Genomic DNA, 13,066 nt, shown 5'->3' on the forward strand with positions numbered 1-13,066 from the left:
CTGATGCCATGCCGGTGGTTTCACCAGCGGGAAAATGCGGCGGCGGTTGCAGGGACGGCGACCGGTGGCTACAGGCTTGTCATCACCGAAACTCCCGCGGATGCTTTTCCCATCGTAACGGTCAGGACAAGCAGCGGCCAGCCGGAGAATGCCTACCGCAAGGTGCTCCGCAGGAATATCCCGGATCCCATGGTCGCCCTGCTGGCCTTCATCCTCGGGATCTGGATGTGGAACCACTATTTCAGCCCGCTGGATGGCTACCCACCCGGGACAGAGGAAGTCGCGCTCCTGAAGATCGACCGGGAACTCCGGTTGGCGGATGCCATGGAGAACGACCCTGCGTGGATGCGGCGGCTGGCCGGCCTGAAGGACACCGGCACGGAACTGCGCAACGCCTTGGCCGCGCTGGACAAGCTCAGGGACCACAACGCACTGGGCGGTGCCGGCCTGCTGGCCTACCCCGTCATCCGGGCGGAACTGGAAGGCGTGCCGGTCCATTCCATGATGGACCGCATGGGCGTCGCCGCATCGGATGATCCGGAGGCTCCCGTATGGGAGAGGGGAAGCTGGTGGCGGGCGAAAATGATCGCCGCGGACATCGGGCCGCAGCCCGCACCCCGCTGGAAGGAAAAGTATGACGCCAGCCTGCGCACGCTGCGTTTCCGCTCCCTTGCAGCGTCCTCGGTGGCGGCCGCGGTGGTGCTGGCCGGACTGTGCTCCGCGCCGTTTGTGCTGGGAAAACGCCCCGTCAACTCCGGCGGGAAACGGCGTGGCTACGCCGGGGCGTGGACGCCCGGCCTGGGACTGACGGTTTTCATGGTCGGGACGCTCGCGTGGATCGGCTACATCAGCGCGCTGGGCATCGGCATCGAGGTGGTGAAGTCGCTGCCTCCGCTGATGGGCCTGGCACTGGACACCGCCGCCCGTCTGCTGCCCACCTTGATCGCCATCGGCTTCCTGTTCAAACAGCCGAAGCACGCGGTGAGGGTGCTGGGCCTGACCGGCCCGCCGCATTTCCGCATGGTGCTGGCCGTGTATGCCCTGCTCGTTGCCACCGGGGCCGGGCTGAACCTTCTGCTGGGAGGGGATGACACCGATCCCGGCGCGGGCCTCTCCCTTGCGGACGCGGGGTGGCAGGGGCTGGTGTTCGCCATCGTCTCCGCCTGTCTGGTGGCACCGGTGGCGGAGGAAATCCTCTACCGCGGGGTGCTGTTCCGCTCCCTCGCCAACCGGACCGGCATCCTGGCCGCCGCCGCCCTCTCAGCGGTCATTTTTTCCTCCGTCCATTTCTATGACCTGCACGGCTTCCTGAGTGTGGCCATTTTCGGCTTCGCGGCGGCCCTCCTCTACAACGCGACCGGCTCGCTGATGGCCGCCATCCTCCTGCACGTGCTCCACAACGTCCTCATCAAGATCCCGGTGTGGATCTTCTACCACGCGCGGATCGAATGGTGATCTGGCAGTCTGTGGCTGCGGCGTCCCGCCGCAGGCCGTGGCGATGGCGTCCCGCCATCGTTCTGAGCGCTGTGAGAAGTGAACGCCTCCCTGATCGATTGGATACAGAAGATTTTGATGTTCGGTGCCATGGTGCGCAGATTGTCCGACTCTCCGGGAAGAATTGCGGCGGGACGCCGCAGGCACGGGCTGCTACCCGTGGTTGCGCATGAAATCCGCCACCTGGAAAAAGAACGCTTCCAGGGCCTCCCGCTCTTCACCGGTGATGGAGCAGGCATCCATCGCGCCGCCCATCAGCAGCAGCCAGCGGTCGCGCGCCGCTTCGTCGATTTTGAACGGCACGTGCCGCATCCGCAGCCGGGGGTGGCCCCGGGTTTCCGTATAGATGGGATTTCCCGCGATGCGGAAGCAGATGAAGTCCGCCAGCCGCCTCTCCGAGCCTTCCCAGTCATCCGGCGGATACATCGGCCCGATCAGATCGTCCTCGCGGATCCTGCGGTAAAATTCCCTTACCAGATTGCGCAACCCCACCTCTCCCAACCTGGCGGTGATCTGTTTTTCCCAAGACATGTGCGGGTTGTGGCAAGACCCGCCAACTTGGGCAATCTCCACTTTTCATACAATATTTCCCACTCTGCGGGCGTTACTTTGATGAATGGCCGGTTTGCTCCACATTGACTTGCCGCAAGGGTTGAAATTCGTTAAGCCCCCACTGTTATTATTTCATGAGTCTTGAATCCGAACCATTTTCCGCTCCTTCGCCGGAGGAGCTGGCCTCGCTGTTCCCGGGATATGCGATCGATTCGCTGATTGCCTGCGGTGGCATGGGCGCCGTGTACCATGCACGCCAGGTCGCCCTGGACCGGGAGGTGGCGATCAAGATCCTGCCCCGTGAGTTCAGTGCGGACGAGGCGTTCCGCGACGGATTCGCCGCGGAGGCGAGGGCCATGGCCAAGCTCAACCACCCGAACCTGATCGGGGTCTATGACTTCGGCGAGGTGGACGGCATGCTTTTCATCATCATGGAATTCGTTCCGGGGCAGTCGCTCTACCATGCGGCCTACCAGACACGGATCGAGCCGAAGGAAGCGGCACGACTGATGGCGGAAATCTGTTCCGGCATCGCGGAGGCCCACCGCGCCGGTCTGCTCCACCGGGACATCAAGCCCGCCAATGTCCTGCTGGACGCCCACAAGCGGCCGAAAGTGGGGGATTTCGGCCTTGCCCGCCCCATCGGCACCGCCGCCCAGGAGGGCGAGGTCATTTTCGGCACGCCCGGCTACACCGCTCCGGAGGTGGTGGACCACCCCTCCCGCGTGGACGCCCGGGCGGATGTTTTTTCGCTCGGCGTGATGCTGCATGAACTGCTCACCGGAAAGCTTCCCTCCGCGGACCCTCGTCCGCCATCCGCCATCTGTGGCTGCAGCCCGAAGTTCGATGAGATCGTCAAGCGTGCCACCCAGCCCGTGGCCGCCCTCCGCTATCCGGATGCCGGGGCGATGGAAGCCGGTCTGAAGGATCTGGCTACCGTCCCCGCCTACGCGGCCGCAGCCCGCGCCGGTGCGAATCGCCCGCCCGCCGTCCGCCGCCCGCGTGCCTCCACCACCGTGGTGAAGTCGTCCGGAGGTGGTGGCATCGGCTGGATCATCGTCCTGCTCGCGCTCGGCGGTGGTGGCTGGTACTACTACACCCATTTCCACCAGAAGCCGGAGCCTCCCGCTCCTGTCGCTGAGGAGAAAACGGAGATCGTCATTCCCAGGGAGGACCGGCCCCGCCCGCAAAGACCCGTGGAACCCGAGCGCAAGATGGACCTGCCCGGCGTGGCACAGGAGGAATCCTCATCCGGCGGCGGCTCCCGCATTTTCGACACCCCGACGTCCCCGCTCGGCTCACCGATGCCGGAGCGGCCGAAAGCCGAAGGACCCAAGCCGTTGATCGACCCGCAGCCGTTCCTTGACCGGGCGCGGGACATCATGACCAAGAGGTCCTATGACGCGCTCAACACCCGCCAGCGGGCGCTGAGGACGAACATCGACAACTTCGACCGCGAGGTCAGCCGCGCCGCCCGCCAGCAAGGCACCGCCGCCGTCTCCAGCACGGCCAAGGCCATCAAGGCGATCCGCGAGAACAACGACCGCATCCCGGACAGCTTCAAGATCGAGGACATGCAGGACATGACCTACTCCACGCCCCTGTCCGATGCCGTGAAAGCCCAGGAAGCTGCGGATGAGAAATTCCACCAGGAGATGAAGCCGAACGCGGACATCTACATCCGCGGCATCAACATGGAGATCACCCGCCGCCAGCAGGCGAACGACGCCGGCGCCGTCATTCTCCTCAAGGAGGAGATCGAAAGGGTCCAGGCGGACTCCGAATACTTCGGCAAATTGATCGGCACGCCGAAGAGGTGACCGGGAGGCAGGGAATACCACACTTCCATTGCAGCCGGGAAATTACGGCATAGAGTCCGGGCGTGTCTTCGAAGAAGAAACCCGCTTCTCCACCGTTCCGCTCCGCCATCGTCCTCCGCGGCTGCCGCCAGCATAACCTGAAGGGGCTGGATCTGGACATTCCGCTGGGGAAACTCACGGTCGTCACCGGACCGTCCGGCTCGGGGAAATCCTCGCTAGCCTTCCACACGCTCTACGCCGAGGGACAGCGGCGCTACGTGGAGACCTTCTCCCCCTACATCCGCCAATTTTTCGACCGGATGGACAAGCCGGCGGTGGACCACATCGACGGTATTCCGCCCGCCATCGCCATCGAGCAGAAGAACAACGTCCGCACCACCCGCTCGACCGTCGGCACGCTCACCGAGATCAACGACTACCTGAAGCTGCTCTACGCCCGTGCCGCCACCGGCCACGACCCGCACACGGACGAGCCGATCCGGCCGGACTCCCCGGAGTCCGCCACCACCTGGGCGTTCGACCACCTGGCTGACCAACCGGCGATGGTCACCTTTCCCGTGCCGGTGCCGCCGGGCACGGGAGCGGAGGAGTTTTTCCCTTTCCTCAACCAGCAGGGCTACCTGCGCGTGCTCATCGGCAAAGAGGTGTTCCGGACGGACGAACCACCGGCCGAGGCGATCGGGAAGCTCCGCTCCCCGGTGCGGATCCTCCAGGACCGGGTGACGGTTAACAGCGCGAACATCGCCCGCCTGCTGGAGGCCTTCGAGGCGGCGTTCGTGCTCGGGAAAGGTCATGCCTCCATCCACGGCGGCGACACCGCCCGGGAGTTTTCCACCGGATGGACGAACCCCGCCACCGGCTTCACCCTGCGGCCGCCCACGCCCTCGCTTTTCTCCTTCAACAACCCGCTCGGCGCGTGCCCGAAGTGCCGCGGCTTCGGCCGGGTCATCGACATCGACCTGGAAAAGGCGGTGCCGGACACCTCCCTGACCATCGGACAAGGCGCGGTGAAACCGTTCCAGGGGGAGCGTGGCGAGGAATGCCAGCGCGACCTCATGCGCTGCTGCCGCGAGCGCGGTGTGGACACGGACGTCCCGTGGGAGGACATCGACGCGACAACCCGCGAGTGGCTGTACTACGGTGACCGTAGGAAGCCGGAGCTGACGCCCGAGGAACTGGAGGAACTCTGGCGTTCCGGCGACTGGTATGGTGTGAAGGGCTTCTTCGACTGGCTGGAGACGAAGTCCTACAAGATGCACGTCCGGGTTTTCCTCTCCCGCTACCGTTCCTACACCGCCTGCCCGGTCTGCCGGGGCAAGCGGCTCCAGCCTGAGGCGCTGTGCTTCAAGATCGCGGGGAAAACGCTGCCGGACCTGTGGAGCCTGCCCGTTTCCGAGTTCCTGCCATGGATGTCCGGCATCCGCAAAACCGTGGTCAGCCCGCAGACGAAGGATGCCACGCTCGACCTGGTGCTGGCGGAGATCACCTCCCGTCTCGGCTATCTGGATGAAGTCGGCCTCGGCTACCTCACGCTGGACCGCCCGACCCGCACGCTCTCCGGCGGCGAGATCGAACGTGTGAACCTGACCACCTGCCTGGGCGCATCCCTGACCGGCACCCTGTTCGTGCTGGATGAGCCGACGGTCGGCCTGCACGCGCGGGACATCGACCGTCTGGTAGGCGTGATGCACGGCCTCCGTGACAAGGGCAACACCCTGGTGGTGGTGGAGCATGAACATGCGGTCATGCACGCCGCCGACCATCTCATCGACATCGGTCCGGGTGCGGGCCAGCACGGCGGCAGCCTCGTCTATGAAGGACCGGTGACCGCCAAGGGCAAGCCGGACGGCACGCTGGGCTGGCTCACCGGGCGGAAGTCCATCCAGGTTCCGGCGAAGCGCAGGAAGCCCGGAAAGAAGAAGATCGAGATCCGCGGGGCGAGCCGCCACAACCTGAAGCGGCTGGACGCGGACCTGCCGCTCGGCCTTTTCGTCTGCCTCACCGGCGTCTCCGGCTCCGGCAAGTCCACCTTCGCCCATGATGTGCTCTACGCGAACCTCGCCACCCGGCTGGGCAAGGACATCGGCGAGACAGACCCGGCACCGCTGAAGGATCTACGGGGTTCCCAGTACGTCAGCGGCGTGCAGCTCGTGGACCAGTCACCGCTGGCCCGCACGCCGCGCTCCACCCCGGCCGTTCTGCTCGGCGCGTTCGACCCGATCCGCCAGCTTTTCGCGCTCACGGATGAGGCGAAGGCGCGGGAACTGACCACCGGCTTCTTTTCCTTCAACTCCGGCGAGGGCCGCTGCGACCGCTGCGCGGGTGTCGGCAGCGAGAAGGTGGAGATGCAGTTCCTTTCCGACATCCACGTCACCTGCCCGGACTGCAACGGCCGCCGCTACAAGGCATCCACGCTGGATTTCCACTACCGCGGCAAGTCCATCGCGGACATCCTCGACCTCACCGTGGACGAGGCGCTCACCTTCTACACGGTCCCCACCGGCACGCCGTCCTTTGACAAAAGGCAGGACAGCATCCGCGCCATCCTGCATCCGCTGGCGGAAGTCGGCCTCGGCTACATCAAGCTCGGCCAGCCGCTCAACACGCTCTCCGGTGGAGAGTCCCAGCGCCTGAAACTCTGCCAGCTCCTCTCCGGCGGCGCGGATGGCGTCACGGATGGCAGTCTCCTGATCCTCGACGAGCCGACCACCGGCCTCCATTTCTCCGACATCGAGAAGCTGCTCGGTGTGTTCCAGAAGCTGGTCGATGGCGGCCACTCGCTCCTCGTCATCGAGCACAACATGGACGTCATCAAGTCCGCGGACTGGATCCTCGACCTGGGTCCTGAGGCAGGTGCCCATGGCGGCAGCCTCGTCGGTGACGGATCTCCGGAGCACATCGCCACACTGGACACCGTGACCGGTGGCTTTGTCCGCAAAGCGCTCTCCGGAAAAGGCGAGCTGCTGGAGCGCGCCGCATTGCCCGCCCCATCACCCGCCGCGAACGAGATCACGCTGCGCGGTGCCCGCCACCACAACCTCAAGAACATCTCCATCGACATCCCGCGCGATCAGTTCGTGGTCGTCTCCGGCCTTTCCGGATCGGGCAAATCCACACTCGCCTTCGACATCCTGTTCGCGGAGGGCCAGCGGCGTTTCCTCGACTCCATGTCCGCCTACGCGCGGCAGTTCGCGGAGCAGCTCGAGAAGCCGGAGATCGACCAGCTCGCCGGCCTGCCACCCACCGTCGCCATCGAGCAACGGGTGTCACAGGGCGGCGGAAAATCGACCGTCGCCACCGTCACGGAGCTGTGGAACTTCATCCGCCTGCTCTACTCGAAACTCGGCACGCTCTACTGCCCGGACTGCCAGGTCCCGGTGGAGAAGCAGTCGCTCGCCGCGATCGAGAACGCCGTCCGCAAGCACCTGAAAAGCGGCGCGGTTTCCATCCTCGCCCCGCTCATCAAGGGCCGGAAAGGCTTCCACACCGAAGTCGCGGAGTGGGCCGGAAAGCACGGGTTCAGCAAGCTGCTGGTGGATGGAAAATACAAGGAAGTGGAGGGCTTCCAGCGGTTGGAGCGCTTCAAGGAACACGACATCGACGTGGTGGTCGCGGAGCTTGGCAAGGCGGCGAAGGATACCTCCTCCATCGGGCACGCGCTGGACATCGGCAAGGGCATCATCCGCGTGCAGTCCGCCGACCGGAAGTTCCACCTGCTGTCCACCAAGGCGAACTGCCCGAGCTGCAGCAAGTCGTTCGAGGATCTCGACCCGCGCCTGTTTTCGTTCAACTCACCGCACGGCTGGTGCCCGGAGTGCCGCGGCCATGGCCGCGTGCCGAAGCGCCGCAAGCGGTTCGACACCTCCCGCTTCGAGTCCGTGCTGGAGGCGGAGATGGACGCCGACCGCTCGATCGACCGGATGGACGCGCACGAACTCGTCCAGTGCCCGGCCTGCCACGGCAGCCGCCTCAATCCGACGGCGGCCTCCGTCCACCTCGGACCGACGCCCATCTCGTCGCTCTCGAACCTCTCCATCGACAATGCGGGCAAGCATTTCGCGAAGCTGAAATTCAGCGGCGACCGTGAGGCGCTCATCGCCCGCGACATCCTGCCGGAGATCCGCCAGCGGCTTTCCTTCCTCCAAGAAGTCGGCCTCGGCTACCTCCAGCTCGACCGCTCCGGCACCACACTCTCCGGCGGCGAAAGCCAGCGCATCCGCCTGGCCGCGCAGCTCGGCTCGAACCTCCGCGGCGTCCTCTACGTGCTGGATGAACCGACCATCGGCCTCCATCCACGGGACAACGCCGCGCTGCTGAAAACTCTCGGTTCTCTGCGGGACCAGGGGAACTCGCTCATCGTCGTCGAGCATGACGAGGACACCATCGCGCAGGCGGACCATCTCGTTGACCTCGGCCCCGGCGCGGGCCGTCTCGGAGGGCAGGTGGTCTATCAGGGCAAGCCGCCGAAGATGGATGAAAAGTCGCGCAAGACCGCCGCGGCCCATCCGGAGTCACCCACCTACCGCGCGCTCTCGCAGCCGATCAACCACCCCATCCGCGGCGAACGCCGTCCGGTGCCGAAGAACCACCCGATGCTCCACCTGACGGAGTGCCGCGCGAACAACCTGAAGGGCATCGACGTTTCCATCCCCACTGGCCGCCTCACCGTCCTCACCGGCATCTCCGGTTCCGGCAAGTCCACGCTCATGCACTCCTGCATCGCGGAGGCCGCCGCACTGGCGGGCAAGAAAGGGAAGAACACGCATTTCAAGAAGGCCACCGGCTTCGACAAACTCCAGAACGTCTATGAGGTGGACCAGTCGCCTATCGGCAAGACATCCCGCTCCTGTCCGGCAACCTATGTGAAGGTGTTCGACGACATCCGCGCCCTCTTCGCCCAGCTTCCGGAGGCCCGCATGCGCGGCTTCGACGCCTCGCGCTTTTCCTTCAACACCGACGGCGGACGCTGCCCGGACTGCAAGGGCAACGGCCGCGTGAAGCTGGAAATGGACTTCCTGCCATCCACTTGGGTTCATTGCGAAACCTGCAACGGCGCGCGCTACAATCCGGCGACACTGGAGGTGACCTTCCGCGAAAAGAACATCGGTGAGGTGCTGGCGATGACCATCGATGAGGCGGCTTCATTCTTCGAGTCCCAGCCGCGCATCGCCGCGCCGCTGCGCCTGATGGCGGACACCGGCCTCGGCTACCTCCAGCTCGGCCAGGCGTCGCCGACACTTTCCGGCGGTGAGGCGCAGCGCATCAAGCTGGTGTCCGAGCTGACCCGCGGCCGTGTGACGGCGAGGAACCTGAAGACGCTCAGCCGCGTGAACCTCTACCTCATCGAGGAGCCGACCGTCGGCCTCCACCTGGAGGACGTCCGCCGCCTCATTGATGTGCTGCACCGCCTGGTTGATGAGGGGCACACCGTCATCGTCATCGAGCACCACATGGCCGTCGCCGCGGAAGCGGACTGGATCCTCGACATGGGTCCTGAGGCCGGCGACAACGGCGGGAAAATCATCGCCGAAGGGCCGCCGGAGAAGATCGTGAAATCGAAATCATCGCGGACGGCACCGTTCCTCAAGGCGGCGCTGGGGCTGTGAACCGCAGGTTGATGGCAGTCTCCACCACCGGATGCCATGGAAGGATGCCGCTGCGTCGGGTGGTTTCATGATCCCGCCGGAACCGTCGGCTTCTTGATCGGCTTCAGCACGTTCCAGGCGGTGACCCATTCGTGGCCGGTGCGGGTAAAGCCCTGCTCCAGCAGCCGTTGCTGCATGTCCGGGTAGTGGGCCGCACCGTAGAAGATGCCGACCTTTTTCCGGCCCGCGCCGAGTTCCCGCGCCAGCACCTCCAGGCAGCGGATGTTGCGGTCGCCGATGATCACGTTGTCCCCCGCGAGCCTGGAGATCTGGTCCTCCGCATCCCCCAGCGTGTGGATGAGGGAAAGTTTCAGCAGATCCGCCCGGCCGAAGACGGCCCCGAGGATGAATTTGACCGGGTTCGGCTGCGTGCCGGAGTGGTCGAGCTTGAGCATGAACTTGAGGAGTGACTCGCCGCGTTCCTCCAGCTTCTCGCTGAACTCGCTGGCGGTCAGATCCGCATGGAGGAAATTCTCCGCGTGGTAGTCGATGTGGTCCACCTGCCCCACCAGCTTCAGCGCACGGGCGGCCTGGTCATAGATGACGGCGAGGGGATCGGGCGCTTCCTGGTCCTCCACCTTCGGCGCGGGTTCGTCATCCGGTTTGATGCCCTCCCCGCCGATCATTTCGAAAAGCAGCACCTCGTAGTCCGCGAACCGCTTGTTGAGGTCCTGGTAATAGGCCCTGTCCCCGATGTGGACGGCACCGATGAGGTCCACCACCGTGCCGTCTTTCTCATAGCGGGTGATGCCGGTCTGGAGCCGGGCGGCCTTCGCGTCCTCCTCCACGCGGATGAATTCCTTTTCTTCCGCCCGGGAGTGGACCGGCAGGAGGAAAAACAGCGCGGCGGCGAAAACGGCGGGACGTTTCATGGCAGTGGGCCGGATTCTGGCACCGGAACCCCTGTGCGGCGAGGGATTTGTAAAGGTTGGTGCGGGCGACCGTTGCCGATGCCGGGATTTTCGCTTACAGGTCTTTGTCAATGAATCACGCGTCGCTGCGATATTGTCCGGACCTCCTCCACTACGCCCGCCGGGAGACCCGGGAAGTGATGGTGGGGAACGTCGGCATCGGCGCGCACCACCCCATCCGCATCCAGTCGATGATCACTTCCGACACGCGAGACACCCCGGCGTCGGTGAAGCAGGTGCTGGACCTGGCGGAGGCTGGCTGTGAGATCGTCCGCATCACCGCGCAGACCCGCATTTACGCGGCGAACCTGGAGAACATCGCCCGTGAGGTCCGTGCCGCCGGTTGCAACGTGCCGCTGGTGGCGGACATCCACTTCAAGCCGGACGCCGCCATGGAGGCCGCGAAGTGGGTGGAGAAAGTCCGCGTGAACCCCGGCAACTACGCGGACAAGAAGAAGTTCGAAGTCCGCGAATACACCGACGCGGAGTATGAGGAGGAACTGGAGCGCATCCGCGAGGAGTTCACGCCCCTCGTCCATCTCTGCAAGGATCTGGGCCGTGCCATGCGCATCGGCACCAACCATGGTTCGCTCTCCGACCGGATCATGAACCGGTATGGCGACACGCCGCTGGGCATGGTCGAGAGCGCGTTCGAGTTCGCCCGCATCGCCCGCGACAACGACTACCACAATTTCGTGTTCTCGATGAAGGCCTCCAACCCGAAGGTCATGATCGAGGCCTACCGCCTGCTCGTCGCCCGACTGAAGGCGGAGGGCGCGGACTGGAACTATCCTATCCACCTCGGTGTCACCGAAGCCGGCGACGGCGAGGATGGCCGCATCAAGAGCGCCATCGGCATCGGTTCGCTGCTGGCGGACGGCATCGGCGACACCATCCGGGTCTCGCTCACGGAAGATGCCGTGCACGAGATCCCCGTGGCGAAGGCAATGGCGCGGCCGTTCAATGAACGCGATGAGCAGAAACAGAACAGTGGCTGCGGCGTCCCGCCGCAGGCCGTGGCGGCTGCGTCCCGCAGCCGTTCTTTGGAAACGGATGCACATTCCACCCGGGTGAATTGGGATGAAGTCGCGAAGACGGAAGCTTCGTTTCTTCCTCACTGGTATGTGGAAAATGGAACTTACTCGGTCACTTTCCGCCTCGCGGACTCATTGCCAGCGGAGGTTCTGGATCGCTACAAAGCGCGCCAGAAGGAGCTGACGGAGCAACTTCAGATCCTGCAGCAGCTTTCCGGTTCACGTAGTGTTCGTGATGACCTCATTTCGTTGCGGAAGCAGTTGGCAGAGCTCCAGGTGCGGGAACTCGAACCGGAGCTGGATCGGTCCTTTGGCTCCAGCTTGTTCAACGATGCCTCCCTGGCTGGGCTTGTCGCTGGTGCACTACGGCATTTTGACGGAGAGCGTTACGATCTTCTCGCCTGGTGCGTGATGCCCAACCATGTCCATGTGGTGGTGAAGCCTCATGCCGGTGAAAAATTGGAGGATATCCTCCATTCGTGGAAAAGCTTCACGGCCCACGAAATCAACAAACGGCAGGGAACCACGGGCGCCATTTGGCAGAAGGAAAGTTACGATCACCTGATACGTGATGGGGAGGATCTGAGGAATCAGGTGGCCTATGTCCTGAATAATCCGCGGAAGGCGGGTTTGGGTGACTGGGAGTGGGTTGGTAGTGCCTATGGGGATGTTGCTGCGGGACGCAGCAACCACGGCCTGCGGCGGGACGCCGCAGCCACAGATGAAGATACCCCAGCCACATTCACCCCATCCTACGACCCGTTCTCCTACGAGCGTCGCCGTAGCTCCGTGATGACGCTCATGGGTCATGAACTGGGCGGGGACAAGACGATGCGTGTCTTCACCACCCAGGAACGCTGGAACGCGCTGGCGCACAAGATCGCCTCGATGGGTGACTTCAAGCCGGAGATCATCTTCGAGAAATCCGGAGCCATCGAGATCGATCCGCGTGACGAAGCCGCGGTTTCCCATCTCAATGACCTGACGGAACCCCATCTGGTCACGGTGAAGGATGGCATCGGCCTGGAGGTGATCCATGCGTTCCGGCAGCTCGCGTTCGAGGTGGATCCCCGCCACCCGATTCTGCTGAAGGACACGCTGGAACCACCGTCCGGCGACACGGACTTCCTGGAAGCGCTGCTGCCTGCCGCGCGGAACATCGGCTCGTTGCTCTGCGACGGCATCGGTGATGCCATCCTGGTCCGAGGTGAAACCGCACCCGGGCAGTCCCTCCGGCTCGCCTACAACATCCTTCAGGCATCCGGGAACCGCATCTTCAAGACGGACTACGTGGCCTGCCCGAGCTGCGGGCGCACGCTGTTCAACCTCCAGTCCACCACCCAGAAGATCCGCGCCGCCACCGGCCACCTGAAGGGCGTGCGCATCGCGGTGATGGGCTGCATCGTCAACGGTCCTGGTGAGATGGCGGACGCCGACTTCGGCTACGTCGGCGGCGCGCCGAACAAGATCAACCTCTACGTCGGCAAGACACCGGTGAAGTTCAACATCCCGGAGGACGAGGCCGTTCAGCGCCTCATCGACCTGATCAAGGAGCATGACAAATGGGTGGACGCCCCGGAACCCGCGGCAGCCGAAGCTTGAGACAATTC

The 13,066-nt window shown here is 64.5% G+C and carries 6 protein-coding genes and 2 pseudogenes; 6 read left to right on the plus strand and 2 right to left on the minus strand.

Annotation, left to right across the window (positions count from 1 at the left end; all coding sequences use genetic code 11):
• The first annotated feature begins 3 nt into the window (after window positions 1–3).
• Window positions 4–1,455, plus strand: coding sequence for a CPBP family intramembrane metalloprotease (locus KF712_07210; GenBank protein ID MBX3740761.1), 1,452 nt, complete (start codon window positions 4–6; stop codon window positions 1,453–1,455).
• A 192-nt stretch (window positions 1,456–1,647) separates the two neighbouring features.
• Here the strand turns inward: KF712_07210 and KF712_07215 are convergent, their stop codons facing one another.
• Window positions 1,648–2,025 carry a globin gene (locus KF712_07215; protein ID MBX3740762.1) on the minus strand — a complete coding sequence of 126 codons (378 nt, stop codon included), beginning with the start codon at window positions 2,023–2,025 and terminating at the stop codon, window positions 1,648–1,650.
• A 155-nt stretch (window positions 2,026–2,180) separates the two neighbouring features.
• On the opposite strand from KF712_07215, the gene KF712_07220 reads away from it, so the two are divergent.
• Both KF712_07220 and uvrA read left to right on the plus strand, forming a co-directional pair.
• On the plus strand, window positions 2,181–3,866 hold the full coding sequence (locus tag KF712_07220; protein ID MBX3740763.1) for a serine/threonine protein kinase: 1,686 nt from the start codon (window positions 2,181–2,183) through the stop codon (window positions 3,864–3,866).
• A 62-nt stretch (window positions 3,867–3,928) separates the two neighbouring features.
• Complete coding sequence (uvrA, locus tag KF712_07225) at window positions 3,929–9,472, plus strand: excinuclease ABC subunit UvrA (protein ID MBX3740764.1); 5,544 nt, start codon at window positions 3,929–3,931, stop codon at window positions 9,470–9,472.
• A gap of 65 nt (window positions 9,473–9,537) precedes the next feature.
• Here uvrA and KF712_07230 read toward each other — a convergent pair whose 3' ends face one another.
• The gene (locus tag KF712_07230) at window positions 9,538–10,383 is read right to left on the minus strand and encodes a hypothetical protein (GenBank protein ID MBX3740765.1); all 846 of its coding nucleotides are present in this window, start codon (window positions 10,381–10,383) and stop codon (window positions 9,538–9,540) included.
• Window positions 10,384–10,493: 110 nt separating this feature from the next.
• On the opposite strand from KF712_07230, the pseudogene ispG reads away from it, so the two are divergent.
• From ispG to KF712_07245, 3 genes and pseudogenes are all read left to right on the plus strand, one after another.
• Window positions 10,494–11,390: pseudogene (gene ispG / locus KF712_07235) on the plus strand ((E)-4-hydroxy-3-methylbut-2-enyl-diphosphate synthase).
• Between the two features lie 477 nt (window positions 11,391–11,867).
• A pseudogene (locus KF712_07240) lies at window positions 11,868–12,068 on the plus strand (transposase).
• Between the two features lie 180 nt (window positions 12,069–12,248).
• Window positions 12,249–13,058 carry a flavodoxin-dependent (E)-4-hydroxy-3-methylbut-2-enyl-diphosphate synthase gene (locus tag KF712_07245; GenBank protein ID MBX3740766.1) on the plus strand — a complete coding sequence of 270 codons (810 nt, stop codon included), beginning with the start codon at window positions 12,249–12,251 and terminating at the stop codon, window positions 13,056–13,058.
• Window positions 13,059–13,066 lie beyond the last annotated feature (8 nt).

The organism is Akkermansiaceae bacterium, assembly GCA_019634595.1.
Taxonomy (GTDB): domain Bacteria; phylum Verrucomicrobiota; class Verrucomicrobiia; order Verrucomicrobiales; family Akkermansiaceae; genus Luteolibacter.

Excerpts from the sequence above, each read along its gene's own strand:
- KF712_07210 (MBX3740761.1), top strand. The coding sequence starts at position 4 with ATGCCATGCCGGTGGTTTCACCAGCGGGAAAATGCGGCGGCGGTTGCA.
- KF712_07215 (MBX3740762.1), bottom strand. The coding sequence starts at position 2,025 with ATGTCTTGGGAAAAACAGATCACCGCCAGGTTGGGAGAGGTGGGGTTG.
- KF712_07220 (MBX3740763.1), top strand. The coding sequence starts at position 2,181 with ATGAGTCTTGAATCCGAACCATTTTCCGCTCCTTCGCCGGAGGAGCTG.
- KF712_07230 (MBX3740765.1), bottom strand. The coding sequence starts at position 10,383 with ATGAAACGTCCCGCCGTTTTCGCCGCCGCGCTGTTTTTCCTCCTGCCG.
- KF712_07245 (MBX3740766.1), top strand. The coding sequence starts at position 12,249 with ATGACGCTCATGGGTCATGAACTGGGCGGGGACAAGACGATGCGTGTC.